The 26958-nt window shown below is 54.6% G+C and carries 24 protein-coding genes and 3 tRNA genes; 18 read left to right on the forward strand and 9 right to left on the reverse strand.

The window, feature by feature from the left end; translation table 11 throughout:
- Positions 1–25: 25 nt before the first annotated feature.
- On the reverse strand, positions 26–538 hold the full coding sequence (locus tag Q9245_RS13545) for a DNA polymerase III subunit chi (RefSeq protein ID WP_305897686.1): 513 nt from the start codon (positions 536–538) through the stop codon (positions 26–28).
- On the reverse strand, positions 528–2018 hold the full coding sequence (locus Q9245_RS13550) for a leucyl aminopeptidase (protein ID WP_305897687.1): 1491 nt from the start codon (positions 2016–2018) through the stop codon (positions 528–530). The genes Q9245_RS13545 and Q9245_RS13550 overlap by 11 nt, the downstream gene beginning before the upstream one ends.
- 221 nt (positions 2019–2239) lie before the next feature.
- Between Q9245_RS13550 and lptF the strand changes: the two genes are divergently transcribed.
- Positions 2240–3343, forward strand: a complete 1104-nt coding sequence (lptF, locus tag Q9245_RS13555; protein WP_305897688.1) for an LPS export ABC transporter permease LptF — start codon at positions 2240–2242, stop codon at positions 3341–3343.
- Positions 3336–4397, forward strand: coding sequence for an LPS export ABC transporter permease LptG (lptG, locus tag Q9245_RS13560; RefSeq protein ID WP_305897689.1), 1062 nt, complete (start codon positions 3336–3338; stop codon positions 4395–4397). Before lptF ends, lptG begins: the two co-directional genes overlap by 8 nt.
- A gap of 17 nt (positions 4398–4414) precedes the next feature.
- Here the strand turns inward: lptG and Q9245_RS13565 are convergent, their stop codons facing one another.
- On the reverse strand, positions 4415–4951 hold the full coding sequence (locus Q9245_RS13565) for an RDD family protein (RefSeq protein WP_305897690.1): 537 nt from the start codon (positions 4949–4951) through the stop codon (positions 4415–4417).
- Between the two features lie 140 nt (positions 4952–5091).
- Here Q9245_RS13565 and alaS point away from each other — a divergent pair, with 140 nt between their 5' ends.
- The 7 genes from alaS (at position 5092) to Q9245_RS13600 (ending at position 10809) form a co-directional block, all read left to right on the forward strand.
- The gene (gene alaS, locus Q9245_RS13570) at positions 5092–7722 is read left to right on the forward strand and encodes an alanine--tRNA ligase (protein WP_305897691.1); all 2631 of its coding nucleotides are present in this window, start codon (positions 5092–5094) and stop codon (positions 7720–7722) included.
- 105 nt (positions 7723–7827) lie between these two features.
- Entirely contained in the window at positions 7828–9066 is a 1239-nt protein-coding gene (locus Q9245_RS13575; RefSeq protein WP_305897692.1) for an aspartate kinase, read from the forward strand.
- 169 nt (positions 9067–9235) lie between these two features.
- The gene (csrA, locus tag Q9245_RS13580; protein ID WP_133005221.1) at positions 9236–9433 is read left to right on the forward strand and encodes a carbon storage regulator CsrA; all 198 of its coding nucleotides are present in this window, start codon (positions 9236–9238) and stop codon (positions 9431–9433) included.
- A gap of 125 nt (positions 9434–9558) precedes the next feature.
- Positions 9559–9648 (forward strand) — tRNA-Ser (locus Q9245_RS13585).
- A gap of 60 nt (positions 9649–9708) precedes the next feature.
- Positions 9709–9785 (forward strand) — tRNA-Arg (locus Q9245_RS13590).
- Positions 9786–9806: 21 nt separating this feature from the next.
- A tRNA-Arg gene (locus Q9245_RS13595) sits at positions 9807–9883 on the forward strand.
- A 125-nt stretch (positions 9884–10008) separates the two neighbouring features.
- Entirely contained in the window at positions 10009–10809 is an 801-nt protein-coding gene (locus tag Q9245_RS13600; protein ID WP_305897693.1) for a MerR family transcriptional regulator, read from the forward strand.
- A gap of 136 nt (positions 10810–10945) precedes the next feature.
- On the opposite strand, the gene Q9245_RS13605 is transcribed toward Q9245_RS13600, so the two are convergent.
- The gene (locus Q9245_RS13605; RefSeq protein ID WP_305897694.1) at positions 10946–11482 is read right to left on the reverse strand and encodes a DUF2058 domain-containing protein; all 537 of its coding nucleotides are present in this window, start codon (positions 11480–11482) and stop codon (positions 10946–10948) included.
- A gap of 103 nt (positions 11483–11585) precedes the next feature.
- Between Q9245_RS13605 and dbpA the strand changes: the two genes are divergently transcribed.
- The 4 genes from dbpA to Q9245_RS13625 all read left to right on the forward strand — a co-directional run bounded on the left by dbpA (position 11586) and on the right by Q9245_RS13625 (position 16599).
- The gene (gene dbpA / locus Q9245_RS13610) at positions 11586–12959 is read left to right on the forward strand and encodes an ATP-dependent RNA helicase DbpA (protein WP_305897695.1); all 1374 of its coding nucleotides are present in this window, start codon (positions 11586–11588) and stop codon (positions 12957–12959) included.
- 217 nt (positions 12960–13176) lie between these two features.
- On the forward strand, positions 13177–13428 hold the full coding sequence (locus Q9245_RS13615; RefSeq protein WP_114335687.1) for an OadG family protein: 252 nt from the start codon (positions 13177–13179) through the stop codon (positions 13426–13428).
- 41 nt (positions 13429–13469) lie between these two features.
- On the forward strand, positions 13470–15251 hold the full coding sequence (oadA, locus tag Q9245_RS13620; RefSeq protein WP_305897696.1) for a sodium-extruding oxaloacetate decarboxylase subunit alpha: 1782 nt from the start codon (positions 13470–13472) through the stop codon (positions 15249–15251).
- A 13-nt stretch (positions 15252–15264) separates the two neighbouring features.
- A complete protein-coding gene (locus Q9245_RS13625) occupies positions 15265–16599 on the forward strand; it encodes a sodium ion-translocating decarboxylase subunit beta (protein ID WP_323754651.1) in 1335 nt (444 codons plus the stop codon).
- Between the two features lie 58 nt (positions 16600–16657).
- Here the strand turns inward: Q9245_RS13625 and Q9245_RS13630 are convergent, their stop codons facing one another.
- Genes Q9245_RS13630 through imuA form a run of 3 tightly spaced genes read right to left on the reverse strand, consistent with a single transcriptional unit; the run spans position 16658 to position 21886 of the window.
- A complete protein-coding gene (locus Q9245_RS13630) occupies positions 16658–19774 on the reverse strand; it encodes an error-prone DNA polymerase (RefSeq protein WP_305897698.1) in 3117 nt (1038 codons plus the stop codon).
- The gene (locus tag Q9245_RS13635) at positions 19774–21192 is read right to left on the reverse strand and encodes a DNA polymerase Y family protein (RefSeq protein WP_305897699.1); all 1419 of its coding nucleotides are present in this window, start codon (positions 21190–21192) and stop codon (positions 19774–19776) included. The genes Q9245_RS13630 and Q9245_RS13635 overlap by 1 nt, the downstream gene beginning before the upstream one ends.
- A 4-nt stretch (positions 21193–21196) precedes the next feature.
- Positions 21197–21886: a translesion DNA synthesis-associated protein ImuA gene (imuA, locus tag Q9245_RS13640; protein ID WP_305897700.1), complete on the reverse strand. Its 690-nt coding sequence runs from the start codon at positions 21884–21886 to the stop codon at positions 21197–21199.
- A gap of 248 nt (positions 21887–22134) precedes the next feature.
- Between imuA and Q9245_RS13645 the strand changes: the two genes are divergently transcribed.
- Positions 22135–22455 carry a hypothetical protein gene (locus Q9245_RS13645; protein ID WP_305897701.1) on the forward strand — a complete coding sequence of 107 codons (321 nt, stop codon included), beginning with the start codon at positions 22135–22137 and terminating at the stop codon, positions 22453–22455.
- Positions 22456–22624: 169 nt separating this feature from the next.
- Positions 22625–23083: an acyloxyacyl hydrolase gene (locus Q9245_RS13650; RefSeq protein WP_305897702.1), complete on the forward strand. Its 459-nt coding sequence runs from the start codon at positions 22625–22627 to the stop codon at positions 23081–23083.
- A gap of 21 nt (positions 23084–23104) precedes the next feature.
- Here Q9245_RS13650 and rlmF read toward each other — a convergent pair whose 3' ends face one another.
- Complete coding sequence (rlmF, locus tag Q9245_RS13655) at positions 23105–24034, reverse strand: 23S rRNA (adenine(1618)-N(6))-methyltransferase RlmF (RefSeq protein WP_305897703.1); 930 nt, start codon at positions 24032–24034, stop codon at positions 23105–23107.
- A gap of 90 nt (positions 24035–24124) precedes the next feature.
- Positions 24125–24301, reverse strand: coding sequence for a DUF6435 family protein (locus Q9245_RS13660; protein WP_305897704.1), 177 nt, complete (start codon positions 24299–24301; stop codon positions 24125–24127).
- A gap of 153 nt (positions 24302–24454) precedes the next feature.
- On the opposite strand from Q9245_RS13660, the gene Q9245_RS13665 reads away from it, so the two are divergent.
- The 3 genes from Q9245_RS13665 to Q9245_RS13675 are packed head-to-tail and all read left to right on the forward strand — an operon-like array spanning position 24455 to position 26931.
- Entirely contained in the window at positions 24455–25594 is a 1140-nt protein-coding gene (locus Q9245_RS13665; RefSeq protein WP_305897705.1) for a PQQ-dependent sugar dehydrogenase, read from the forward strand.
- 36 nt (positions 25595–25630) lie between these two features.
- A complete protein-coding gene (locus tag Q9245_RS13670; RefSeq protein WP_305897706.1) occupies positions 25631–26557 on the forward strand; it encodes a M14 family metallocarboxypeptidase in 927 nt (308 codons plus the stop codon).
- A 26-nt stretch (positions 26558–26583) separates the two neighbouring features.
- Positions 26584–26931, forward strand: a complete 348-nt coding sequence (locus Q9245_RS13675) for a 4a-hydroxytetrahydrobiopterin dehydratase (RefSeq protein ID WP_305897707.1) — start codon at positions 26584–26586, stop codon at positions 26929–26931.
- Positions 26932–26958 lie beyond the last annotated feature (27 nt).

Raw genomic sequence — 26958 nt, forward strand, 5'->3', positions numbered from 1 at the left:
GCCTTTTGATGGGCAAACGTGTTAGTCAGCGTTTTCGCATGTCGTGTACCCGGGCTTCTATGCCGAGCTTTCGCAGCTGTTTGTAGTGGCCGCGAGCTTGGTTGAGTACCGCCGGATCGTTTTGGGCGACCAGTGCCAGTCTTCGGTATTGGTCAGCCTGTTCGGGCAGGGTGGAAGACAGGATGATGACCGTGTCCCAGTCAGCAGCGGCCGGTGGGTAGAGCAAGATGCCAACCGGGTCGGAGCATGGGATGCTTGGGTCGGTTGCAATGCTGTGGGGGATGAAGGCGTCTGGGGTGAAGTTCCAGAGAAGGTCGTCCAATTCTTGCGCTTGTTGCTGGTTTTCACAGAGCACGCACACGCGGTCGCCCTGCTGCCAGGCTTTGTCCACGAGTTTGGCAGCGTGGAGGTTGCGGGCGGCTGGGGTGTTTTGGGCGAGGATGTGAAACCAGTAGCGCTGGTTTTTTGCGGCCTGGCCGGAGGGCCCGGCAGCTGGGCTGCCGGGCTCCGGTGGCGTGTTTGGGCTGTTACCCTGCATGGGACATCAGGTAGTTGACCAGTAGGGGAACCGGACGGCCGGTGGCGCCTTTGGCTTTGCCGGAATCCCAGGCGGTACCTGCAATGTCCAGGTGGGCCCAACGGTATTCTTTGGTGAATCGCGACAGGAAGCAGGCGGCTGTGATGGTGCCGGCAGGGCGGCCGCCGATGTTGGCGATGTCGGCGAAGTTGCTGTCGAGCTGGCTTTGGTATTCGTCCCACAGGGGCAGGCGCCAGGCTCGGTCGCCGGTTCTTTCGCCAGCGGCCAGCAGTTCGTTGGCCAGTTCGTCGTCGTTGGCCAGCATGCCGGTTGCCTGGTGGCCCAGGGCGATGATGCAGGCGCCGGTGAGGGTGGCCAGATCGATGACGGTTTCAGGGTCGAACTTTTTCACGTAGGTGAGTGCGTCGCACAGTACCAAGCGGCCTTCGGCGTCGGTGTTGAGGATTTCAACGGTTTTGCCGCTCAGAGTTGTGACGATATCGCCCGGGCGTGTTGCAGAGCCGTCTGGCATGTTTTCAGCCGCCGCGATAACGGCCACTACGTTGATGCTGGGCTTGGTTTCAGCCAGTACTTTCATGGTACCAAATACGCTGGCGGAGCCGCCCATGTCGTATTTCATTTCGTCCATGCCGGCACCGGGTTTCAGGCTGATGCCGCCGCTGTCGAAGGTGATGCCTTTACCGACCAGTACGTAGGGCTTTTCGTCTGCTTTGCCGCCGCGGTATTCCATGACGATCAGGCGGGGAGGCTGGGTTGAGCCTTTGCCAACCGCCAGAATGGTGTTCATGCCCAGGTCGGCCATCTGCTTCTCATCCAGTATTTCGGTTTTGATGCAGTCGTGTTCTTTGGCCATGTTCTGAGCTTGTTCTGCCAGCCAAACCGGGTGGCAAACGTTGGGCGGTGTGTTGCCCAAATCGCGGGTGTAGTTCATGCCGCGGCCGGTGGCGAGGCCCAGGTTGAAGGCGTCTTTCTGGGACTGATCGGCATCAGACGCTTGCGCCACCACTTTGTTGAGTTTGCGGGCGGGCGGTTGTTCGCTCTTGAATCCGGTGAAGGTGTAGAGTTGCTCCTCCAGTGTGCGGCCGAGCAGGTTCAGCCGGGCCTCTTCTGAAGTGGTCGCTTCTGAGCCCTGAATTTCGGTGTCGGTCAGGCAGATGAAGGCACTGTTGGATGGGCCGTCTTTCAGTGCGCCTACGGCGGCGATCAAGGCTTTGCGGTAGTTGGCTTGATGGCGCTCGTCGTCTTTGCCTGTGCCAATAACAATTACTCGCTGCCAGGGTTGCTCGGTCAGGGGCAGAGTGTTAACCGTGGCGTTTTTGCCTGTCAGGTCGCCGGCTTGTTCCAGTTGTTTGATCAGCCCTCCCAAAGCCTGGTCTGCTGCTTTGGTGGTTTCCGGCCATTCACCGTTTTCGGGCAATCCGATAACGAGGCAGTCGGTGTTGGTCGCCGTGATGGCTTTGCTGCTCAGGCTGAAATTCATGACAACTCCTGTTGTGTGATTCGAGTGTTGGGCCGAGCCCAGCTTTTTGCATGTTCTCTAGGATTGGGGCTAAGCCACGAATAATCAAGCAGACGGCCCATATTGCTTGAATGGCTTTAATGGTTGAGTGCTTTACTGTCATTCAGTTGCAAGGTTACATAGAATACGCGCAGTTTCCTGTATCCACCATCTTCTAACCGGGCGCCACCAGAGAGACTGATTTGACTATCATTTTCCGTTACCTCATTCGCCAGATCATGGTGAGCATGTTCGCCGTTTCCGGCATTTTGTTGCTGGTTTTCATGAGCGGTCGGTTCATTAAGTATCTGGGTAGTGCCGCAGAGGGCGAAATCGCTGCGGGCGTATTGTTTGCCATCATGGGTTACCGGTTTCCGGGTTTTCTTGAACTGATTCTTCCGCTGGGTTTGTTTATTGGCATATTGCTCGCTTATGGCCGTATGTATCTCGAAAGCGAGATGACCGTGTTGTTTGCTTGCGGTGTCAGTGAGCGCCAGCTGCTGACGAAAACGCTGCTGGGTGCTTTGCCGGTCATGTTTGTGGTGGGTGCCATGAGCCTTTATGTCTCGCCTTGGGGTATGAAACAGGTTGAACAGATTTTCAATGAGCAGCGCAAAGCTACGGAGTTCGAGATGCTGGCGCCGGGCCGATTTCAGGACCTGAGCTCCGGCACCCGGGTTACCTATACCGAAGCTTTGAGTGACGACAAGCGCCAGCTGCAAGGCGTGTTTATTGCGGAATACGGTCGTGACGGGGAAGGGGTTACATTGATTACGGCTGAGACCGGCTCGCAGTTGATCGATGAGGAGACTGGGAGCCGTTTTTTGGTTCTCGAAGACGGTGGCCGGTTTCAGGGCGTCCCCGGACGGCTCGATCATAGCGTGACGCTTTTTGATGCCTATGGATTGAAAATCCAGAGCGGTGAAGCCGGCACTAAAGAGCTGGAGGAAGGTATTTCAACGCTCGACCTGTGGAATTCGGATGACCCTGAAGATCGTGCGTTGTTGCACTGGCGTATTTCTCTGCCGTTGATTGTTCCGATTATCACCCTGTTGGCGGTACGCCTGAGCCGGGTTAACCCGAGGCAGGGTCGGTTCTTCCATCTATTGCCCGCCATGTTGGTGTACATCACCTACCTTGGCTTGCTGATTGTTGCGCGGGATGCGCTGGCGGATGGCAAGGTGCCGGAGTGGTTGGGCATGCTGTGGGTTCATGCGCTGTTCTTGTCGCTAGGCTTGTGGCTGCAGTTTGGCCCTGCCTGGTTGAACCGCCGTCGCCTGCAAAAGGAGGCGGATGCCCATGCGTAAGATCGACAACTATGTGATGACCACCGTGGGCGGCGCGATGTTTCTGGTGATGGTGGTGGTGCTGTCGCTGGATTTGATTTTTGCCTTCATCGCCGAGCTTGAAGACACCCGTAATGGCTATCAGACCATGGAGGCGCTCTGGTATGTGGCGCTGACGTTGCCCCGTCGCATTTACGATTACCTGCCCTTGGGCGCTTTTATGGGTTGCCTGGTCGGGCTCGGTACCATGGCCAGTTCGTCGGAGCTGACGGTTATACGGGCTGCCGGCGTTTCATTGAAACGAATTGTCTGGTCGGCGATGAAACCCGCCTTGATTGTAGTGTTGCTGGGAGTGTTGATTGGCGAGTATGTGGCACCCACCACCGAGCGTATCGCCCAAAGTGATAAAGCCGTAGCCATGGGCGCGGGCAGGAATGTCGCGGAAGCTCACGGAGTTTGGCACCGCGAAGGCAACACGTTCATGCATTTGAACGCGGTCCAGCCTGATGGCGTGCTGGTGGGTGTATCTCTGTTCGAATTTGATAATGAGCGTCAGTTGACGCAATCGAGTTTCGCCGAGAAGGCAGCCTTCCACGGTGATTACTGGATGCTGGAAAACGTGGTCACCACTCGCATTGAAGATGAACGCACGGTCCGTGATGAGCAGGCATCGCTGCGCTGGGATACCGGCTTGTCTCCGGAAGTGCTCAGTGTACTGATTGTGAAGCCTGAAAATCTTTCTATGACCGGGTTGTTTACTTACGCCCGTTATCTGGGTGAGCAAGGTCTTACGGCTGCTCAATACTGGTTGGCGTTCTGGAAAAAGGCGTTGATGCCCCTGGGAACGGCCGTGATGGTGCTGGTGGCGATTTCCTTCGTATTTGGGCCCCTGCGCTCAGTCACCATGGGCTTTCGTGTGTTTACCGGCTTGTTGGTAGGGCTGTTGTTTAAATACATGCAGGATCTGCTGGGGCCAATGAGCATGGTTTACGGATTCAATCCAATGATTGCGGTATTGGCACCGATACTCATTAACGCTGCCGTGGGAGCGATGTTGATGAGAAGGGCCGGCTAAGCCGGCCCGAAGACGGGCTATTTTTTTGTGGGCTTGGGCAAGGCAACAACCACGCTGTCGGAAACCCGGTCGGTGACCGACAGGCCGTTGATCGGATAAAACAAGGCGATGATCGCCGGTACAGTCAGCAGCAAGGTGACCGCGCCCAGATAATGGCCACCAAGCATCGCCAGAAAAACCACGGCGGCGGCCGTTCCATAGCGCAGCAGAGACTGTGTCCAGCTCACCGATGTGCCATCCAGATTTTCGATGCGTACGCGCCAAACCTGCATGCCCAACGTCTGGCCAACGCGCGTCCAGAAATAAGCAAAGAAAAGATACAGCACAAGGAACAGGACAAAGGTCAGCCCCGGGTCTCCGGATAGCTGGCCGGCTTCGGCCATTTGTTCATAGGTTTCCCAACCGGTCACCCAGCCTGCAATCATGGTATACGCCCAGGTGGCGACCAATAGCACGGCAATACTGATCAAGCCGTCGTAGATAATCGCCAGTGCCCGCTTTAAAGCTGTTGCTGGCGGCAATAGTTCCTCGGCGTCGTGGAAGCGGCGGGGCATGGGTTCTCCTATGAGGTTTCACGTTTTTCATGTTCTCGGCGTGTGCTAGAGTAGCGGATTTGCACACGCATGTAAGTATTCGTATTCAATCGCGGACCTGCCGGCTTCTCGGCGGGTTTCTGGAAAGGTATCAAAGGGCTATGAAAACCGCAGAGTTGCGACAGACGTTCCTCGATTATTTCAAACAGCACGGTCACGCTATTGTTCCAAGCAGTTCGCTGGTGCCAGCGGACGATCCAACCTTGCTGTTTACTAACGCGGGCATGAACCAGTTCAAGGATACCTTCCTTGGTCGGGAAGAGCGCGATTACACCCGCGCAACTTCAACCCAGAAGTGTGTGCGCGCTGGCGGCAAGCATAACGACCTCGAAAACGTAGGTTACACCGCGCGTCACCACACCTTTTTTGAAATGCTGGGCAACTTCAGCTTTGGTGACTATTTCAAGCGTGAAGCCATCAATTTTGCCTGGACCTTCCTCACCGGAGATAAGTGGCTGAACCTGCCGACAGAAAAGCTGTGGGTGACCGTTTACGCGGATGACGATGAAGCCTTTGATATCTGGAATAAAGAAGTTGGTGTGCCTGCTGACCGCATCGTGCGCATTGGTGATAACAAAGGCGCCCGCTACGCCTCCGATAACTTCTGGCAGATGGGTGATACCGGTCCATGTGGCCCATGCACCGAGATTTTTTATGATCACGGCCCGGATGTGGCTGGTGGCCCTCCCGGTAGCCCGGAAGAAGACGGTGACCGTTACATCGAAATCTGGAACGTGGTTTTCATGCAGTACAACCGTACGGCTGATGGAGAAATGCTGAACCTGCCCAAACCTTCGGTAGATACCGGTATGGGCCTCGAGCGTATTGCCGCCGTATTGCAAGGCGTGCACAGCAACTACGAAATCGACCTGTTCCAGGATCTGCTAAAGGCTGCTTCCGACGTTCTCGGCGGGGCTGAAACAACCGCAGCGTCACTTCGTGTGGTTGCAGACCACATTCGTTCCTGTTCGTTCCTGATTGCAGACGGTGTGATGCCTTCGAACGAAGGTCGCGGGTTTGTTCTGCGCCGGATCATTCGACGCGCTGCCCGTCATGGCAACAAGCTGGGAGCCAACGGGCCTTTCTTCCATAAGCTGGCCAAGCCCCTGGCGGATCTGATGGGCGAAGCCTTCCCGCAATTGGTCAGCAGCCTTAAGCAGATCGAAAAAGTGCTGTTGCAGGAAGAAGAGCAGTTTGCCAAAACTCTGGACAAAGGCCTGCGTTTGCTAGAGCAGGATATTGCAGAGCTGAAAGGCAACGAGATTCCTGGCGAAACCGTTTTCACGCTGTACGACACCTACGGTTTCCCGGTGGACCTGACCAACGACATCGCTCGTGAACGTGGTTTGACGCTGGATTACGCGGGTTATGAGACAGCCATGGAAGCTCAGCGGGAGCGTGCCCGGGCAGCCAGTAAGTTCGGCATTGATTACAACGCCGAAGGCCTCAGCATTGAGGGCGAAACCGAGTTCACTGGTTACGACCACATCGATGGCAAAGAGAGGGTGCGGGTAGTGCTGGTCAATGGCGAAGAGCGTAACGCTGTGGCGGGTGATGACTGTGTGGTCGTGCTTGAGCGTACACCGTTCTACGCCGAATCGGGTGGCCAGGTGGGTGATACCGGGCTGCTGACCTGGGATGGCGGCCGTTTCGAGGTGGCAGACACGCGTAAAGATGGCGATAACCACCTGCACGTTGGCAAGCTGATTGAAGGTGAGCTGAGCCCGGGACAAGAGGTGGATGCTCGCATCGATCATGATCGCCGGGAGCGCACCAAACGCAACCACTCCGCCACACACTTGTTGCACGCTGCATTGCGCAAGGTGCTGGGTGAGCACGTGAATCAGAAGGGTTCACTGGTTGATCCGGACAAGCTGCGCTTTGACTTTTCTCATTTTGAAGCGGTTACCCCTGAGCAATTGAAAGAAATCGAGCGTCAGGTGAATGAGCAGGTGCTCGAGAATACGCCGGTTGAAATTGACGTCACCGACATGGAAACCGCCCAGGAAAAAGGTGCTATGGCACTGTTTGGCGAAAAGTACGGCGATGTGGTTCGTGTGCTGAGCATGGGTTCTGATCGTTATTCCGTGGAACTTTGTGGCGGCACGCACGTGTCTCGTACCGGTGATATCGGCATGATGCGCATTACTTCCGAAAGTGGCATTTCCTCGGGAGTTCGCCGTATCGAAGCGGTCACCGGTTTTGGAGCGCTTGAGTGGGTGGATGAAACCGACAGTACCGTGCGTGAAACCGCCAAGCTGGTGAAAGCAACTCGCGAAACCTTGGTGGACAAAGTTCAGCAAACACTGGATCGCAATCGCCAGCTGGAAAAAGAAATCGCTGCAATGAAAGCGAAGCTGGCGAGCTCTGCCGGCAGTGATCTGGCAGCTTCAGCGGTGCAGGTCGGTGATCTGAAAGTGGTCGCCGCCCAGATGGACGGCGCTGACCGTAAGGCATTGATGGAAACCGCCGACCAGCTCAAGAACAAGCTGGGCGAAGGCGTGGTTGTTCTGGCCACAGTTGAAGGCGGCAAAGTTGTGCTGGTTGCAGGTGTAACTAAGTCCGCTACCGGCAAGGTCAAGGCCGGTGACTTGATGAAGCATTTGTGTGCACAGGTTGACGGAAAAGGCGGTGGTCGTCCGGACATGGCGCAGGGCGGTGGTAATGACGCATCGAAATTGGCCGAGGCTCTGGCGGGCGTACCTGCCTGGGTTGAAGGAAATATCCAGTAAGGTGCTGTTTTCCGAGGCGGGCGCGGGTTTATAATTCGCCCGCTTAATACGATGGTGGAGCCGGTTGGCTCCGCTTTGGGTCCCCGGTTCGGAGTTTGGCAAAACATGGCTCTGTTGGTTCAAAAGTTTGGAGGTACATCCGTCGGCACAACCGAACGGATTGAAGCGGTGGCCGATAAGGTTTGTCGGTTCCGTAAAGAAGGGCACGATGTGGTTGTTGTGGTTTCTGCCATGAGTGGCGAGACCAATCGCCTGATTGCGCTCGCCGGCGATATTATGGAAGAGCCTACGCCGCGGGAAATGGACGTGCTGGTATCGACCGGCGAACAGGTCACCATTGCTCTGTTGTCTATGGCGCTTCAAAAGCGTGGTTGTGACGCCCGTTCCTACACTGGCGGTCAGGTTCGTATTCTAACGGACACGAGTCACAACAAAGCTCGTATCAAAGATATCGACGCCCATCGCATGCAGGCCGATCTTGCGGCAGGTCGCGTGATTGTCGTGGCGGGTTTCCAGGGTGTGGACGAGCATGGAAATATCACCACACTGGGGCGTGGTGGTTCCGATACAACGGCTGTTGCGCTGGCAGCAGCACTGAAGGCGGACGAGTGCCAGATCTACACCGATGTAGACGGTGTTTATACGACAGACCCGCGTGTGGTAGATAGTGCGCGCCGGTTGAACCGTATTACATTTGAAGAAATGCTCGAAATGGCGAGTCTGGGTTCTAAGGTTCTACAGATCCGTGCCGTTGAGTTTGCAGGTAAATACAACGTTCCGTTAAGGGTGCTCTCCAGCTTCGAAGAAGGTGAGGGAACTCTGATTACTTTTGAGGATGATACAGCCATGGAACAACCGGTTGTTTCCGGCATTGCTTTTAACCGCGACGAAGCCAAACTGACTATTTCCGGCGTGCCGGATACTCCAGGCAGTGCATTGAGTATTCTGAAGCCGATCAGTGATGCCAATATCGAAGTGGATATGATTGTTCAGAACGTTGGTCAGGATAACAAAACGGCCTTCACGTTCACGGTGAACCGTCCTGACTTGAAGCGTGCACAGGATATTCTGCGCCGCATCTCAGATGACATTGGTGCAGGCGAAGTTGTTGGCGACAGTAAAATTGCCAAAGTCAGCATCGTGGGTGTCGGCATGCGTTCGCACGCAGGTGTTGCAACTCAGATGTTCGAGGCGCTGTCGAAAGAAGGTATTAATATTCAGATGATCTCCACATCCGAAATCAAGGTTTCGGTGGTGATCGATGAGAAGTACCTTGAGCTGGCCGTTCGCGCGCTGCACAGCACGTTCGGGTTAGAGAATGCCGAGGTGGATGAGAACGCTTGAAGCGGGATGCTGGAGAGCGGAAATAAGGGTCATTGGTTATTTCTATCAGGAACTATTTTGGCATAAGTGTTATTGCGTCTATAGTTTGATAGGTGATCCTTTTATAAAAGCAATAAGTAAAAAGTAGTGACAGTCGGAACAGGTAGCTTTGCAATAGGGAGTATGGAACATGCTTATTTTAACTCGCCGTGTTGGCGAAACTCTGATGATCGGTGACGAGGTAACCGTCACCGTTCTGGGAGTTAAGGGGAATCAGGTTCGTATAGGGGTGAATGCTCCGAAAGACGTGGCGGTTCACCGTGAAGAAATCTATCAGCGTATTCAGTCTGAAAAAGGCTCAGATGAGCCGGAACCGGGCAATAGTTGATCAGAAAAAAGCCGTTCAAGGGTAACTTGAGCGGCTTTTTTAATTTTAGGGCAAATTGATTAGAAAAATATCGTGTCAACCCTATGAAAACAGAAAAGTTGTGGTAGTATACGCACCGTTCTCAAGGAGAGGTGGGTGAGTGGCTGAAACCAGTTCCCTGCTAAGGAACCGTACGAGAAATCGTACCGAGGGTTCGAATCCCTCCCTCTCCGCCATTTTCTTTCGGGAGAGTGAGAGCAGGTTGAAGTTGCTTTCAACCACATGCGACGAGATGTGCGGCTGTAGCTCAGCTGGATAGAGTACCTGGCTACGAACCAGGCGGTCGGAGGTTCGAATCCTCCCAGCCGCGCCATTTTTCGCAAACAAGTTTTTAGCGGCTGTAGCTCAGCTGGATAGAGTACCTGGCTACGAACCAGGCGGTCGGAGGTTCGAATCCTCCCAGCCGCGCCATATTAAGTTGTTGAGAAACAACTCGAAAGCCCAGCCCAAGTGCTGGGCTTTTTTGTGCCTGATATTTATCGATAGCCCCAGGGGCGTTAGTTGCCAATGAACATGTCTGTTATATAATGCGGGCCATGAATAATCCCACCAGCAATCGTCGCGGACGAAACGCGAGTCAACGCCAGTTGGCCGATGGCGAGTACACCATCGATGATCTCGCGCGCCGCTGCAGTACTACTGTGCGTAACATCCGGGCTTACCAAGACCGGGGAATTCTCGACTCTCCGGAAAAGCGCGGGCGTTTGGGCGTCTATTTTGATTCGCATGCAGCTCGGCTGGATATTATTAACAACCTGCTAGATCGCGGGTATTCCATTGATAATATTCGTGAATTGCTTGCTGCATGGACCGACGGACGAAATCTGGAGGACATCTTGGGCTTGGAGAAGGCAATCACGCTTGCTTTCTCATCTGAAGCGCCCCGAGAGTATAGCCTTGCTGATCTCATTAAGATGTTTGGTCTTAACAGTGACAGCAAGAGCATGATTGATGAAGCGGTAAAGTTGGGCCTGATAGAGCGCAAACGCACTAAGTTTGTGGCACCTAGCCCGAGGCTCATTGAAGCAGGTGCCCAGTTGATCAAGCTGGGCATGCCATTTGAAGAAATTCTCGACCTCTTGCGTCTTTTGCGGGGGAATGTGCAGCGTGCCGCCGATGGCTTGGTAAAAATTGCTGTGGCCCGCTTCGACGAGTTTGGGGATGAGCTACCGCCCTCCGAGACGATCCGTGAGCTTTCTCAGCTGATTTGGCAGCTTCGTCCGCTCGCCCATCAAACCATTCGCGCTGAAGCTGAGCTTGCTCTTAATCGTTCTCTGCGCAATTTCTTGGGTGATCGTCTCTCCGCTGTTATAGAAAATCTGCAAGAAGATCGATGATCAAGGTGCCCTTGAGGTGCTGATATCTTCTGGTCCGACCATAACCTTCGGTTTTCCTTTAAATATTTCTTGGATTCCTTCGGCCACGCTTTGAGTTCAAAAAAAGCCCCGCATAGAGCGGGGCTGATGGTTGTCATTACCACATTAAGTCATCGGGTATTTCGTAGCCGGCATATGGGTCATCATCACCCTGATCTTCTGCCGTGCGATCGTGTAGCACCACAACCGCGGATTCGTCCCGCTCCATGATTTTGCGAGCAACGCCCTCGGCGACCAGCTCGTATTCGCCGTTAACAAAAACGACTGCCAGTCGGCCTCGTGATAATTGGTCTACCATCTGGTCATCAACGAAAATCTTTTTAATTTTTTTCTCGTGCACGAATTGGTAAGACGTTTCGCCGCGGCTGCGATCGAGCTTGTTGGTTTCGACCAGTTGGCGAATTTGGGCTTGGATTGCCTTCTTGTCGGCTTCTTTCTTGCGCTCCAGGTTCAGTTGCCGGTCTCGCTCGGCTTGCTCCTGGCGAGCCTTGCGAGCTCTCTCTTCCGCTTCGTTGACTTGAGCGGCACCTTTGGGCTGCTGTTTACGTTGTTTGCGCTTCTCAGAGCGAATGGTGCGGGCTTTCTTTTCATCCGCGAGCCCGGCTTTGAGTAATTGGTCTTGCAAAGACGCCATCAGTGACTCCGTAGATTCGTGATAAACTTAAGCAAATTATCTCTAGTATACGCCGTCAGAGCGAACTCAATCACCCACGATTACTCACCCCACGGATTTTTCTATGTCTTCTTTTAAAGAGCTTGGCCTTTCTTCGACCATGCAGGCTAATCTTGAGCAGCTGGGCTTCAAGCAGCCTACCGGCATTCAGGTAAAGGCGTTGCCACCGGCTTTGGCGGGTAAAGATGTCATCGCCATGGCTCAAACCGGAAGTGGTAAAACAGCCGCGTTCGGAATACCTCTGGTCGAGAAGCTTCAACCCAAGCGATTTGCGGTTCAGGCGTTGGTGCTTTGTCCCACCCGTGAGCTGGCCGATCAGGTCGCTAAAGCATTGCGCGAGCTGGCCCGCGCTAAAGAGAACGTTAAGGTATTGACTTTGTGCGGCGGTGTTTCCATCGGGCCTCAGATTGGTTCCCTAAGCCATGGAGCGCACATCATTGTCGGCACGCCGGGGCGGGTTGAAGATCATCTGCGCAAAGGCACCTTATCGCTGGAGAATCTGAATACGCTGGTGCTCGATGAAGCGGACCGCATGCTCGACATGGGGTTTGAAGATGTCGTAGCAGGCATTCTTGCGCAAACGCCTTCAACGCGGCAAACGCTGTTGTTCTCGGCCACCTGGCCGGTGCCTATCCGCACCCTGAGTGAGCGTTTTCAGGTGGACCCAGAAGATGTGCGGGTCGAAGTGAACGATACAACCGCCACAATTGAAGAATTGTTTTATGAGATTGCGCCTGGTCAGGAGGTGGAGGCGGTTGCCGGATTGCTGTCGCGATTCCAGCCGACAGCAAGTTTGGTTTTCTGCACAACCAAGCGGGATTGCGATGACCTTGCGGCCGCGTTAAGGCAGATGGGCTTCGCAGCTTCGGCCTTGCACGGTGATCTGGAACAGCGGGAGCGGGACAGTACCTTGGTGCAGTTCGCGAACCAGAGTTGCACGGTTTTGGTGGCAACCGATGTGGCGGCTCGTGGTTTGGATATTAAAGGCCTGCCGCTGGTTATCAATGCCGAGCCGGCGCGTGATCCCGAAGTCTATACGCACAGGATTGGTCGTACTGGGCGAGCGGGTGAGCAAGGGCATGCAGTCACCTTGTGTACGCCTAAGCAGGGACACAAGATTTCTCGGTTGGAAAGCGCCCGAGGCATGACGGCTGAATGGGGTGACTCGGCGGAGCTGCTTGCAGAGCCGGTGAAGCCAGTGGCGCCACCTATGAAGACGCTTTGTCTGGCTGGTGGGCGTAAAGAGAAGGTTCGCCGCGGTGACGTGCTGGGTGCTCTGACGGGAGAGGCTGGCATACCGGGGGCGGCGGTCGGCAAGATCGATCTGTTTGATTTTCAGTGTTTCGTGGCAGTTGATGTCGCGTGGGCAGGTAAAGCGCTTGCCCGGCTTGAGCAAGGAAAAGTGAAGGGGCGGAAAATTCGTGTGCGTTATGTCTGAATAGGGTGGTTCTTTCGGGTGTTTAGAACCCTTTTTTCGGGTGCGTGCTCGGGAAATCCCTATAGAAAAGTGTCCTTTTTGTTGCTCCAGCACAATGAAACCGGTAAATTACGCAGGATTTTGCCTCCCGTTTTGATTTCGTCAGCTATTAGACTTTTGTTTAATAGGAGGCGATAGAGACGGGGAAATCACAAACCAATACAGGTAGCTGTTCACTATGAATGAGCTGATGTCAAACGCCGTAGATTTGATGATCGCCGGTATGGGCTTTGTGTTCGCGTTTCTGGTTATTCTGGTATTCGCAACAGGCCTGATGTCGAAAATCATTCTGCGGCTTGCTCCGCCAGAGCCGGCAACCCCGGCCAGAACGCCACGTGCCAAGCCGAAGGCGCCAACGTCGGTTGACCCTGACACCGCCGAGGCCATTAAGAAGGCGATTGCACAATACCGGTCACGCCACAAGAAGTGACCCGGGAACGGATTAGAACCTTTTAACAGAAGGCTGACACGATGACTGACACGAAAAAACCGCTGGGGATTACGGACGTAATTCTACGTGACGCCCACCAATCCCTGCTTGCCACCCGCATGCGGCTAGACGACATGCTGCCGATTGCCGAGAAACTCGACCAAGTGGGTTTCTGGTCTTTGGAATCTTGGGGTGGTGCTACCTTTGACTCCTGCATTCGTTACCTGGGCGAAGACCCATGGGAGCGTATCCGCGAACTGAAAAAAGTAATGCCTAACACGCCACAGCAAATGTTGCTGCGTGGCCAGAATTTGCTGGGTTACCGTCATTACGCGGATGACGTGGTAGAGCGTTTTGTAGATCGTGCTGCCGAAAACGGCGTTGATGTGTTCCGTATCTTCGATGCAATGAACGATCCTCGCAACCTGGCAACTGCAATTAAAGCAGTTCGTAAAACCGGTAAGCATGCACAGGGCACCATTTCTTACACCACCAGCCCGGTGCATACCATTGATATGTGGGTTGAGTTGGCGAAAGAAGTCGCTGACATGGGCGCAGACTCCATCGCTATCAAAGACATGGCGGGTATCCTGAAGCCTTACGTTGCCTACGATCTGGTTAGCCGTCTGAAGAAAGAGTTGGATATTCCGATTCATATGCAGTGTCACGCCACCACTGGCATGTCCACTGCTACGGCCATTAAAGCGGCCGAAGCCGGTATCGACAACGTAGATACCGCGATCTCTTCCATGAGCATGACTTACGGCCATTCACCCACGGAAGCGGTGGTTGCGATTCTGGAAGGTACCGATCGTGATACCGGTCTGGATCTGAATCTGCTCGAAGAAATTGCGTCTTACTTCCGTGAAGTGCGTAAGAAGTACGCGAAGTTCGAAGGTAGCCTGCGCGGTACTGATTCTCGCATCCTGATTGCTCAGGTTCCGGGTGGCATGTTGACCAACATGGAAAACCAGCTGCGCGAGCAGAACGCTACCGATAAGTTCGACGAAGTTCTTGCCGAAATCCCGAAAGTTCGCGAAGACCTGGGTTACATCCCGCTGGTAACGCCGACTTCCCAGATTGTAGGTACTCAGGCTGTTCTGAACGTACTGACCGGTGAGCGCTACAAGTCTATCTCCAAAGAAACCTCTGCGATTCTGAAGGGCGAGTACGGTTCTGCACCGGCGCCTTTCAACAAAGAGCTGCAAGAGCGTGTTCTGGATGGAGCCGAAGCAATTACCTGCCGTCCGGCCGACAACATTGAGCCAGAAATGGACAAGTTGACTGCAGAGCTGAAAGGTCTGGCCGACGAGAAAGGCATCAAGCTGGCTGAGCAGGAAGTGGACGACGTTCTCACTTACGCTTTGTTCCCGCAGATTGGCCTGAAGTTCCTTGAGAATCGTGGTAACCCGGACGCCTTTGAGCCGGTGCCAAGTGCAGACGACGTAGCTCCGGCCAAGAAAGCTGCAGGTCCTGAGAACTACACCGTTGAAGTGAACGGCCAGAAGTACGTTGTTGCCGTTACCGAAGGTGGTGAAATCAGCCAGATCGAAGGTCAGGGCGGTTCCGCCTCTGCGCCTGCAGCGGCTGCACCAGTACCTGCCGGCGGCGGTGAGCCTGTTGGCGCGCCTTTGAGCGGTAACATCTGGAAGGTTCTGGTTTCTCCAGGAGACACGGTTGAAGAAGGTGACGTGCTGATCATTCTCGAGGCCATGAAAATGGAAACCGAGATTCGCGCACCCAAGGCCGGAACCATCGGTGAAGTCTTCATCAAAGTCGGTGACGCCGTCTCTGTTGATGATGAAATGCTGACAATCGCATAAGGGCCAGCATTCCATGGATAAGATAATGACACTCTGGACAGGCAGTGGCCTGTTCAACATAGAGTTTGGTCAGGTGGTGATGATCGCCATCGGGCTGGTGCTGCTGTTCCTTGCAATTCGCAAGGGCTTTGAGCCTCTGCTGTTGGTGCCAATCGGCTTCGGCGGTATTCTGGCGAACATCCCGGAGGCAGGGCTCGCCCTGACTGCGGCGGAAAATGCGATTCACTTCGCGCTGAAAAGCGATGCTACCCAGATTCTGGCCGCACTGGCTGTACCTCTGGATGTTGCTTACCAGGCCGGACAGGCTGTCACGCCTGAGCTGAAGGAAGCCTTCAAAGTAGCGGTCAAAGAAGCCAGCTATTCTGAAATGGCGATGGCGAACTCCCTTGCCCAAGACTTCGGTTACGGCAACGGTATGCTTTATAACTTCTACTCGGTGGTTATTGGCAGCACCATAGGGCCTCTGCTGATCTTCATGGGTGTTGGCGCGATGACCGATTTCGGTCCTCTGCTTGCAAACCCGAAGACCATGTTGCTGGGCGCTGCGGCTCAGTTCGGCATCTTCGGTACCGTTATTGGTGCCGCGCTGCTGGATTGGACCGGCGTGCTGGAATTCAACATTCTTGAAGCAGCTGCTATCGGTATCATCGGTGGCGCAGACGGTCCAACGTCTATCTATGTAGCCAGCGTATTGGCTCCGCATCTTCTGGGTGCAATTGCCGTATCTGCTTACGCTTACATGGCGATGGTTCCGATGATTCAGCCGCCAATCATGAAGGCACTGACCAGCCAGGAAGAGCGGGCAATCAAAATGAGCCAGCTGCGTCCGGTCAGCAAGAAGGAAAAAATTGTTTTCCCGCTGGTTGTACTGATCGCGGTGGTACTGTTCCTGCCAGATGCAGCGCCGCTGCTGGGTATGTTCTGCTTCGGTAACCTGATGCGTGAATGTGGCGTAGTAGAGCGCTTGAGCGATACGGCCCAGAACGCACTGATCAACATCGTAACCATTTTCCTGGGGTTGTCGGTTGGCTCCAAGCTGATGGCCGACAAGTTCCTGGATGCTCAGACTTTGGGTATTCTGGGCTTGGGTGTTGTAGCGTTCGGTGTGGGTACCGCCTCCGGTGTTCTGATGGCAAAGCTGATGAACAAAGTCAGCAAAGACCCCATCAACCCGCTGATCGGTTCTGCCGGTGTATCTGCGGTGCCAATGGCAGCGCGGGTATCCAACAAGGTTGGTCTTGAGGCTAACCCGCAGAACTTCCTGCTGATGCACGCCATGGGCCCGAACGTGGCTGGTGTCATCGGTTCTGCGGTTGCCGCGGGTGTGATGATCAAGCTGCTGAGCTGATCACCACGTCTAGCTGTACCAAGAAAACCCCGCTTCGGCGGGGTTTTCTTTTTTGCAGTCAGTGAAAATCCCGTGAACTGACTGGTAACGCATTAATCAAGTGGCTCAGGTCTGAGAGTTTGCCCGCCATCACGTGGACGATGTCTCCCTCTTTTTCGATAACCCCTTTAACGTGTAATAGTCGAGCAGTGAGTAATGGTTTGCGTTGCTGTCGGGCAGTTGCCAGCCACACGACGACGTTTACGTTGCCGGTTTCATCTTCGAGTGTGACAAAGGTAACACCAGCCGCAGACCCCGGCCTCTGGCGACCAGTCACCAGGCCGGCCACTTGCACCGGAATACCGGGGCGCGTGCCTTTCAGTTGTTCGGCGGTCAGGCAGTGCTGAAGGTGACCTTGTTCCCGAAGCAGAGCCAGTGGGTGTCGTTGCAGCGTCAGGCCTTGGCTGCGGTAGTCCGCCAGTACGTTTTGGCCCTCGGTAGGCTGCGGTAGCTGGCTGCAAGGCTCTGACGGGTACTCCGCTTCGGCCTCTTGGGCAAACAGTGCGGAAGGTTCTTCGTAGTCCAATAATTGCCAGTAGGCTTGATGGCGGTCTGAGGTAAAGCCGGCCATGGCATTGGCGCCCGCGAGTAACTCCATGTCGCGCTGGTTGAGGTTGGCACCGGAGCGAAGTTCGCTGGCGGAGCGATAGCCTTGCGTTGGGCGATTTTCGTAAATGCGTTGGCCGCCTTGCTGGGACAGGCCGCGAATAATGCGCAGCCCCAAACGCAGCTGTTGGGTTGGCCTCTGGAGAGTGTGTTCCCACCGGCTGAAATTTACGTCAGGGGGCAGAACCGTTACGTCATGGCGGCGAGCGTCTTGAATCAGTTGGCTTGGGGAATAGAAGCCCATAGGTTGGCTGTTGAGTAAGGCGCAGTAAAACACCGCTGGGTGGTGGCGTTTGATCCAAGCGGATACATACACCAGCAGAGCAAAGCTGGCAGCATGAGATTCCGGAAAACCGTAACCGCCAAACCCGCATATTTGCTGATAAAGGCGTTCGGCGAATTCCGGGGCATGGCCTCGTTCCAGCATGCCGCTGATCAGCTTGTCCCGGAACGGGGAGAGGTCGCCATCGGATTTCCACGCGGCCATGGCGCGGCGGAGTTTGTCGGCTTCCCCGGCGCTAAAACCGGCGGCCACCATAGCGAGTTTGATCACCTGCTCCTGGAAGATGGGCACACCTAAGGTGCGCTCCAGTACCTGACGAATGGCATCGTTGGGGAACTCGACCGGCTCCAGTCCGTGTTTCCGGCGCAGGTAGGGGTGCACCATGTCACCCTGAATCGGACCCGGGCGCACAATGGCCACTTCTATGACCAGATCGTAGTAGGTCTCGGGCTTTAGCCGGGGCAGCATGTTGATCTGAGCACGGGACTCCACCTGAAACACCCCAATGCTGTCGCCCTTTTGCAGCATGGCGTAGGTGTCGGGATCTTCTTGAGGGATATCCTGAATGGTAAAGGGCGTGCCTTTTTCGATGCTGATCAGCTCCAAGGCCTTTCGGATGGCGGTCAGCATGCCAAGGGCGAGGACATCCACCTTCATCAAACCGAGGCTTTCCAGATCATCTTTATCCCATTGGATAACGGTGCGGTCTTGCATGGCGGCATTTTCAACCGGCACCAGTTCCGGTAGGGGACCGGCGCTGATGACAAAGCCACCAACGTGCTGGGACAGGTGTCGGGGAAAACCCAGCAAGGTGTTCACCAGTGTGAAAAACTGGTTGGCCACTTGCGGATTTTGAGTCAGGCCTTTGTCGAGAATCTGTTGACGCCAGTTGGTGGATTTGTCACGCCAGTCGATACCATCCAGCAACTTTTCCACCAAGGCAGCATCGAACCCCAGCGCTTTGCCAACATCCCGAATGGCACTGCGTGGCCGATACCGAATCACCGTTGCAGCCAGCGCAGCTCGCTCGCGACCGTAGCGTTGGTAAATATACTGGATGACCTCTTCACGCCGTTGGTGCTCGAAATCCACATCGATATCGGGCGGTTCGTCCCGATCTTTGGAGATAAAGCGTTCAAACAGCAGTTCGACCTTGGCGGGATTTACCTCAGTAATACCCAGGCAGTAACAGACCGCCGAGTTAGCTGCAGAGCCTCGCCCCTGACAGAAAATGCCTTGGCTTCGGGCAAACGCGACTATGTCGTGGATGGTCAGAAAGTAGTGCTCATACCGCATCTCCGAAATCAGCCCCAACTCTTTGCGAATCAACGCCTGAACTTTCAAAGGCGTGCCAGTGGGGTATCGTCGGCGCTCGCCTTTTTGGGTCAGGCGCTTCAAAAGGCCGGCAGGTGTTTCACCTGCTGGCACTAAATCGGGCGGGTATTCGTAGCGCAGGCTGCCGGGTTCGAACTGACAGACGTTGGCAATCCGGACGGTTTCGCGTAACCAGCTTTCCGGAAAGAGTTTTTGCAGCACAGAGAGAGGGCGAAGATATCGCTCTCCATTCTGAAACAGGCAGTGCCCGGCCTTCTCCAGGGATGTGTGGTTGCGCAGGGCGGTGAGAACGTCTTGTAAGGGCTGCCTGTCCCGGCTGTGCATGTGCACTTCGCCGGTGGCGACCACCGGGATGCGTAAGTGATCGGCCAATTCGCGGATTCGGGCCAGTTGCAGTTCCTCTCCAACCTCCAGAGAGCGGCTGGCGGCAACCCGCAATCGCTGCTCAAATAGTCGCAATAGCCATTCACCGCAACCGATGGCTTCGGGAAGCGGAGTGAGCTCAGCGGTGGGTGGTAACCACAAGCAAAAACAGTGGTCCAGTTCGTGGGTTTCGATATCCCGTGCGAAAAGCTGGTAGTGACCTTTTTCAGCCCGGCGCCGGCCCGTGGTGATCAGTTTGCACAGCTGACCATAACCCTGTCGGTCTTTGGCCAACAGGATAAAACGAGGAGCAGTAGAGCCGCTGGGAGCATCATTTAACTCAAACCAACTGCCGGTAATGAGCTTTACGGGGCTATCTTTCAACGCGGCCCAGGCTCTGGGAATACCGGCTACAGAACACGCATCGGTGATCGCGATGGCGCTATAGCCTAGCTCTAATGCCCGTTCGGCTAGCTCGTGGGGGTGCGAAGCCCCGGTCAGAAAAGTGAAATTACTGAAGCAGAAAAGTTCTGCATAGCCCGCGGCCATTAGCCAAACCACCCGTGGATGAACCATCCATCCTGGTGATCACGGAATACCCACGCCAGCTCACCACCCGGCAGCTGAGCAATGTAATAATCCCGGTGAACCCGCTGGCCATCCCACCAACCACTGCTGATGCGCTCCGGGCCGGAGAGCCAGTGCGAGGGGGTTTGGGTCAGAGGTTCGGGCCCTTTAAGCAACCATAAAGGGCGGTGGGGGAAAGGGGCTGACTCCGTTGCACGCTGTTTTGTGGGTTTGCGCACAGCATTGGCAGACCAGGCGCATTCCGGCCGATGATCCTCGGAAGGCGCAAGTTGTTTCAGTGCCTGATCGCCCAGCCGGGCTTGAAGCCGGCTGATCAACGTGTGCCAGGCTTCGTTCAGATCCTGTGTTTCGCCCAGTAAATCCTGCCCCGTTGGCGCCGCCCGGCCGGTAAATCGCTTGACGGTGAACGTCAGCGCAGTGACCGGCGCACTCAAGGGTTGCTGGTCAAGCTTCAGACGAATCAGCTTTAAAAACACCTCTGCCCGATGCTCGGGCCCGGTGGTTCGGATTCGAAGACGTGTTGGTTCTTGATGGCGATGTTGCAGCGAGAGCAGCAGGGTGTCGGTATCTTGCTGGCGCCAGCAAAGATCTTCCTCCAGTTCTGCCAGAATTCGCTGCAATGAAAATAAGAGCCCTTGAGTATGCTCCACCTCCTGAATGAAATCCGCCCGATGCCGGAACGTATGAGGTGGCTGCCAAGGTGTTTTCGGGTCTGCCCGGGTTCCCTGAATTTTCTGCACCGTGCTTAGCAGTTCTGGTGAGAGTCGCCGTGCTAGCTCAGGAGCGGGTAGGGCGAATACATCATCAAGAGTGCACAGCCCCAAACGCTGAAGACGGGTGCAGGACTTTTTATCGAAACCGGCGGCCTGCAGTGGCAGGGTACCAAGTGCCGTCATGATGTGGCGTTTGTCATCGGTACATTCGCCTTTGCCCGTGAGGGCCAATAAGCGCGCGGTCAGTGGCGTGTGGCCGATGGCGATCCAGGCGGTGAGCTGACGCTCGGTTAACGCTTGTTCTACGGTTTGCCAGATGGCTGGCAGCCCGCCGTACAATTTTTGCAGACTACTGACTTCAGCCCAAAGACCATCGGGTGGTGCCAGGGTGATGTGTGCGGCGTAGTGGTACAGCCAGCGCGCCTGGTCTTCCAGAAGCCAGGCTTCCTGCTTCGGATTTGCTTGCATAATGTGCAGGTCAGGCGCCAGACCCAGTGCGGTTTTCAGGCGCATGCCTACCTCAACGCCTAATGCCTGCGCTGTGGCACAAGCTTGCGTAACGGCTTGCCCTGAGCCATCCACAACCACAAGAGCTCCCGCAGCCTCTTGATTGCGGTGGATGTGGTCCAGCAACAGGTGGGGGAAGTGCAGATATAGCCAAAGCATAAGGTTACCGCATAGCCTCAGCCCACGGCCCCTGAATCACACGGGAGGAATTCTGGCTGGCAAGGTTGGCCCGGTGCCCGATTGCCAAAGAGCAACGCTGGCCGGGCCAGCTGCCTCGGCGCTTTATGATGTTGATCTTGAGTTCCTGGTGCTCATCCGGAACAAGCTCCAGCCGTAAAGCGGCCGGAGAATTCTGTTCAATATGGCGGCGGCTACGAAAAAGCACACACACATTACCGCCGGCTTCCGAGGCTAGCTGCAATCGGCGCACATCGCGGCTGGCCAACGTGCCAGGCCAGGCTAAAACCAACCCGGTAACCGGTGAACGAAGGCAGTTTTCGAGCGTCCACAAAAAGTCGTTCTGATCTTGAGTTGTGACCATTACCAAATGATCCAGATCAACCCCCTCCCGGGCCAAAGCGGGCGCATAGGGGGTGTGTGGCGGGTTTAGCCAGAAGATGGTTTTGCCTTCACTAGACACTCGCTGCATGAGTGGCAACACAAGATGCAGTTCGCCAATACCGCAGCTATCCAGCAAACATTCACTCAACGCACCCTTAGGCCAGCCAAGCCCGCCGAGTTGATTGTCCAGCGACGGGTATCCCGTGGGTTCCGCAGGCTGGGTGGTCTTCTTATGCTGGTGGCCCTGCCACACGCGGGCATCTTGAAGAAGGCTGCTCAGCAATTCGCTCATGGGGAAAAATCTCTAGATACTGTTTATATGTACAGTATTCTTAAGAGGGCAGGATTTCAACAAATTGGTGCGATTGTTTTGTTCTAAAATGTTTTGTTGATAGCACTGAGAACTTCAGATTTGCCTCTGGTCAGCGTTTGACTATCTCAGGGGGCTGTGTTTATGCTCGAGTAAGCACGGTACGTCCCGATTCCTTGGAAAACCCTGACTCAATCAAAGGTTTCTTATAAATCGAACAGGAGTCCAATATGACCAGCCGCTTGATCAAGAAGATGCTCGATGATTGGGAGCAACGTTCAACCCATGTCAAAGAGCAGGTCAGTACCAAGGTTGTTCTCAATAAGACAGACCTGATTAAGGTTGAAGCACTTGCCGAGACTTATAAATTACCTGCCGGTGATTTGCTTGCTAACATAATCAGCACCGCGTTGCTGCAAATCGAAGAGCAAATGCCCTATGTGGCTGGCGATAAGGTGATTCGCGTTGAAGAGGGTAATCCCATTTACGAAGATGTGGGGCGCACACCCGACTATATGGCTGCAAAAGCCAAGCTGGAAACTAAGCAATAACTAACGTCTGTATAGGACGTGAGGCACAACCCTTATTCACAATCCGCGGGGGCTGCCAGCAATGGTTTCTTGTCGCCATTTCTTTCGTTTCGTGCTGCCATTGGTCATCTGCTGGTTACTTCATTCAGCCCCGAGCTACGCGGAAGATCTGGAGTTGCAGAGTCTCAGTGTGCGTGCACGGGTTTCAGAGAAGACATTGCTTGGAGAAGACGCACCGGAAGACTTTAAGGAATACGATGTGTCGGCAGTTTTCCATTTACCCTGGAACAGCTATTTTGCTTCTGGCTGGGGTGTGGGTAGCCGCTTAATGGCCAGCGGAGGAATGCTGCGGGGCGCGGGTAAAAATGCGCTCGTTGTTTCGCTCATTCCGGAATTGACGCTAGGCAGTGAGAACGGTCGTTTTGTCCTGGACCTGGGCGCAGGAGGTGCTTTGTTCAGCAGGTGGCGTTTTGGTACCCAGGATTTTGGTGGGCCTTTTCAGTTTGCCCTGACCTCGGGCGTCACTTTTCCGCTTATTAGAAATCTGGGACTGGGGTATCGCTTCCTGCATTATTCCGATGCCAGCGTTAATGGATCTGATACGACTGGAGCGGATTTCCACATGATCGAACTTAGCTACCGATTTTGACCTTCGTTTCGCAGGCTGGGCTTAGATGAATGTCCAGGCCAGCACCCGTGTAACCTTGTTTCCCTGTTTCATTTCTATTTCCCGGATATCAACCGCGCCGAGCTTGCGAATCAACTTTTTTGCGGGCTTAACGTTATCGGCCTTTGAAACCAGGCTGGTAAACCATCGGCATTGAGTTGAATACGCGTGGCTTTCTTTAATGAGCTTTTTGAGAAACAGCTGTTCGCCGCCTTTGCACCAAAGCTCTGCTCCCATGCCGCCGAAATTCAGAGTAGGGGATTGGCTTTGGGCTTTTTGTTCACCGCGGCTACGAGCCAGGTTATTAAGCTTGAGTTGGCTCCCTTTCAGGGCTTCATCGAGCGAGGCATGAAACGGCGGGTTGCATACGCTGATGTCAAAGAATTCTCCCGCTTGAATAATTCCTTCAAAAATGTGGTTTTTATCGGGCTGTATGCGCAGTGAAATCTGTTCTTTGAGTGATGGGTTGCGGGCGATGATTTCGGACACGTTCGCCAGCGACTGGGTGTTGATGTCACTGCCGACACATTGCCAGCCGTATATCTGGCAGGCCAATAGCGGGTAAATCCCGTTCGCACCCGTGCCAATATCCAGCAGCTTGATATTGGTTTTTTCAAGCCCGGGCAAGTCGGCTACGTAATGGATGTAGTCGGCCCGGCCCGGGATGGGAGGGCAAAGTGCACCTTCAGGAATATCCCAGCCGCCGATGTCGTAATGGTGGCTTAGCAACGCGGCGTTGAGGGTTTTTACCGCCAGGGGGGTTGCGAAGTCGATGGACAGGTTGCCGTGAGCATTTGGTTTTACATAAGGCGCTAATGCCGGGTGTTTTTTTACCAGAGCCGGGAAATCGTAGCCTTGGTTGTGCAAGTTCCTTGGGTGCAGGTTCTTGCGAACAGGTTTGGCTTGGTTTTTACGTCGATGATGGCTGCTCACAGTAATCGGCCCGGGGCTTTGGAATTGAATGTAGACTGGGTCTGGCTTCGGGCCCAATTATAAGCTGCGTTTGTCAGTCCTCCAATTGCGTTAGGTGTTCGGCGACTCAATCTGCTGAATCTGCTTATAAACCTCCTCTGCTTCTGCGGAGAGTTCAGAATACGTTCTGATATCACCGTTCCTTTGGGCTTGCATGGCCCTCTCGAGCAGTGTCGCGTATTGTTTTTTGAGCTTTTTAGCCGGATCTTTCTTGAAGAAGGACAGCATAGAGTTCTCCGCTAGTGTGCGATGCGAGGTATATACGGAATGTTTTTAGGATCAGGTCATTACCAGCAGACCGCATTGAATATAGACAAGGAATGCGGGGTGCGCTTTATCCTATACTCTGAATAAATGCTTGCTGCTGACGCGGGGCGAATGATGAAAACATCGCAATTCATCTTGTACCTATTCCTTATCGGAGTTGGGGTTTGCGGCAACACCTACGCCGAACGAACGGATAACGTGGTTCATGGTAATTCAGGTTCGAGCCTGATCGCTGAAAGCTATGGCGAATTTGATGAACCTTGGGCCATGACCTTTCTCCCGGATGGGCGCCTCCTTGTCACTGAAAAATCAGGTGCTCTATATCTGGTTCGCTTGAATGACCGCACTAAACTGCCTGTCCGAGGCATGCCGGAGGTGGCCTATGGCGGGCAGGGTGGTTTGGGGGACGTTGTTCTTCATCCGAACTATCCGGATAACCACTGGATTTATCTGTCGTATGCAGAGCAGGGTTCCTGGCGGAAAAAAGGAGCCGTTGTTGCTCGGGCCGAACTGAATACCGAGGCGGACCCACCATCCATCGTAAACCTCGAAGTCATCTGGCGGCAAACTCCGAAGGTTTCCGGCGCAGGGCATTACTCCCACCGACTGGCATTTGGGCCTGAAGGGCATTTGTTTATCACCTCGGGTGACCGGCAAAAACTAGAGCCGGCTCAGCATTGGGGTCAGAATTTGGGTAAGGTGATCCGGATTAATCCGGACGGCTCCATTCCCAAGGATAATCCGTTTCAGGACCAAGGGGAGCTCGCAAAATCTTTTTGGTCGCTCGGGCATCGCAATGTACTTGGCATTGCATTCGACAAGCAGGGACAGTTATGGACCCACGAAATGGGCCCCAGACACGGCGACGAATTTAACCTGACAGTGGCCGGCGAGAATTACGGCTGGCCCCTGGTTTCTTGGGGGGATCATTACTCCGGCTTTCCCATTCCCGATCATGACACGCGCCCTGAGTTCAAAGCGCCGGCGATTTACTGGGTACCAACGGTAGCCCCTTCTGGGCTGGCGCTTTATTACGGTTCGATGTTTCCCAACTGGCAGGGCCAGGCTTTTATTGGCGGTCTGCGGTCAGAATCTCTGTTACGAATCAGAATAGACGGTCAGGAAGCCTCAGAGGCAGAGCGTTTCGCTATGGGTGAACGTATCCGAGAGGTTGAGGTTGGGCCGGAAGGTGCATTGTGGGTGCTGGAAGATGGCGTTGGTGGTCGCCTGCTGCGCCTCGCTTGCAAATGCTAGAATACACGCAAGCATCGGTCATTACAGGAGAAATTAATGATGAATACGGCCCCTGACCCTTACCCTATCGGTACGCCCGGCACGCCGTGGGGCGACGAGGAGCGCACTGAGTGGTTGTCACAACAGTCCCGGCAGCGCAGCTATGAATCCGAAGTGTTGAGCGTCATCGAGCGCCTGAAATCGGATTTTGACGTAGAAGAATATGGGTGTCTGGACTACGGTTCTGACCGCTATCCGCTGATGGCGATTCGCAGTCGTGACTGGCATGACGATCTGCCGGTTGTGCTGATCACGGGCGGGGTGCATGGCTATGAAACCAGCGGTGTGCATGGTGCACTGCAGTTCGTTGAGCAGCATGCGGCGGATTACGCGGAGCGTGTGAACCTTTTGGTTGCACCTTGTGTTAGCCCATGGGCATACGAGCGTATCCATCGTTGGAACGCAGACGCGGTCGATCCCAACCGCTCTTTCCACGAAAACAGCCCCGCGGGGGAATCGGCAGCTCTTATGCGATTGGTAGCGCCCATCCGCAATCGTGCGCTGTTGCATATGGACTTGCACGAAACCACTGATACCGATGAAACCGAGTTTCGCCCCGCACTGGCTGCCCGGGACGGTAAGCCGTTTGAGTCGGGCGACATACCAGACGGTTTCTATTTGGTCGATGATAGTGAAAATCCGCAGCCGGAATTTCAGCAGGCCATCATAGAAGCGGTGGAGCAGATAACGCATATTGCACCTGCTGATGATAAAGGGGAGATCTTCGGCTCGCCTGTAGCTTCGCGGGGTGTAATCCAGTATCCGCTTCAACAGCTCGGGTTGTGTGCGGGTATCACGAACGCCCCATACCGGACCACAACCGAGGTTTATCCTGACAGCTCAAGAGCGACACCTGATCAGTGCAATGCGGCACAGGTTGCTGCCGTGTGCGCGGGAATTGGTTACGCGATCGCGAACCGATAAGCGAACGACGTTAGGGGAGAGCAGCGATGAGTGAATTGGCTGAGCAACACTGCGAGGCGTGCCGTAAAGGTGCGCCCAAGGTGACCGGCGATGAGAAGGAGCTCTTGTGCGGGAAAATCCCGGACTGGCGCCTTGTGGATGCACAGAGCGAAGAGAGGCTCAAAAAGGTTTTTAAGTTCAAAAACTTCGCCCAAGCTCAGGCATTCGCTAATCAAGTAGGTGATCTGGCTGAAGCGGAAAACCACCATCCGGCCATTCTTCTGGAATACGGCAAAGTGACTGTCAGCTGGTGGACCCACGCTATCGGCGGCCTGCACCGGAATGATTTTATTATGGCAGCTAAAACTGACGCTTTATTGGCCGTTCCAGAGTAGCTTGTCTTCGGGTAGGCAGCGGTGTTG

The sequence above is a fragment of the Marinobacter sp. MDS2 genome (assembly GCF_030718085.1).
Classification (GTDB): Bacteria; Pseudomonadota; Gammaproteobacteria; order Pseudomonadales; family Oleiphilaceae; genus Marinobacter.

Coding starts and splice junctions, on each gene's coding strand:
- Q9245_RS13545 (WP_305897686.1), bottom strand. CDS start 538: ATGCAGGGTAACAGCCCAAACACGCCACCGGAGCCCGGCAGCCCAGCT.
- Q9245_RS13550 (WP_305897687.1), bottom strand. CDS start 2,018: ATGAATTTCAGCCTGAGCAGCAAAGCCATCACGGCGACCAACACCGAC.
- lptG (WP_305897689.1), top strand. CDS start 3,336: ATGCGTAAGATCGACAACTATGTGATGACCACCGTGGGCGGCGCGATG.
- Q9245_RS13565 (WP_305897690.1), bottom strand. CDS start 4,951: ATGCCCCGCCGCTTCCACGACGCCGAGGAACTATTGCCGCCAGCAACA.
- alaS (WP_305897691.1), top strand. CDS start 5,092: ATGAAAACCGCAGAGTTGCGACAGACGTTCCTCGATTATTTCAAACAG.
- Q9245_RS13575 (WP_305897692.1), top strand. CDS start 7,828: ATGGCTCTGTTGGTTCAAAAGTTTGGAGGTACATCCGTCGGCACAACC.
- csrA (WP_133005221.1), top strand. CDS start 9,236: ATGCTTATTTTAACTCGCCGTGTTGGCGAAACTCTGATGATCGGTGAC.
- Q9245_RS13600 (WP_305897693.1), top strand. CDS start 10,009: ATGAATAATCCCACCAGCAATCGTCGCGGACGAAACGCGAGTCAACGC.
- Q9245_RS13605 (WP_305897694.1), bottom strand. CDS start 11,482: ATGGCGTCTTTGCAAGACCAATTACTCAAAGCCGGGCTCGCGGATGAA.
- dbpA (WP_305897695.1), top strand. CDS start 11,586: ATGTCTTCTTTTAAAGAGCTTGGCCTTTCTTCGACCATGCAGGCTAAT.
- Q9245_RS13615 (WP_114335687.1), top strand. CDS start 13,177: ATGAATGAGCTGATGTCAAACGCCGTAGATTTGATGATCGCCGGTATG.
- oadA (WP_305897696.1), top strand. CDS start 13,470: ATGACTGACACGAAAAAACCGCTGGGGATTACGGACGTAATTCTACGT.
- Q9245_RS13625 (WP_323754651.1), top strand. CDS start 15,265: ATGGATAAGATAATGACACTCTGGACAGGCAGTGGCCTGTTCAACATA.
- Q9245_RS13630 (WP_305897698.1), bottom strand. CDS start 19,774: ATGGCCGCGGGCTATGCAGAACTTTTCTGCTTCAGTAATTTCACTTTT.
- Q9245_RS13635 (WP_305897699.1), bottom strand. CDS start 21,192: ATGCTTTGGCTATATCTGCACTTCCCCCACCTGTTGCTGGACCACATC.
- imuA (WP_305897700.1), bottom strand. CDS start 21,886: ATGAGCGAATTGCTGAGCAGCCTTCTTCAAGATGCCCGCGTGTGGCAG.
- Q9245_RS13645 (WP_305897701.1), top strand. CDS start 22,135: ATGACCAGCCGCTTGATCAAGAAGATGCTCGATGATTGGGAGCAACGT.
- Q9245_RS13660 (WP_305897704.1), bottom strand. CDS start 24,301: ATGCTGTCCTTCTTCAAGAAAGATCCGGCTAAAAAGCTCAAAAAACAA.
- Q9245_RS13665 (WP_305897705.1), top strand. CDS start 24,455: ATGAAAACATCGCAATTCATCTTGTACCTATTCCTTATCGGAGTTGGG.
- Q9245_RS13670 (WP_305897706.1), top strand. CDS start 25,631: ATGATGAATACGGCCCCTGACCCTTACCCTATCGGTACGCCCGGCACG.
- Q9245_RS13675 (WP_305897707.1), top strand. CDS start 26,584: ATGAGTGAATTGGCTGAGCAACACTGCGAGGCGTGCCGTAAAGGTGCG.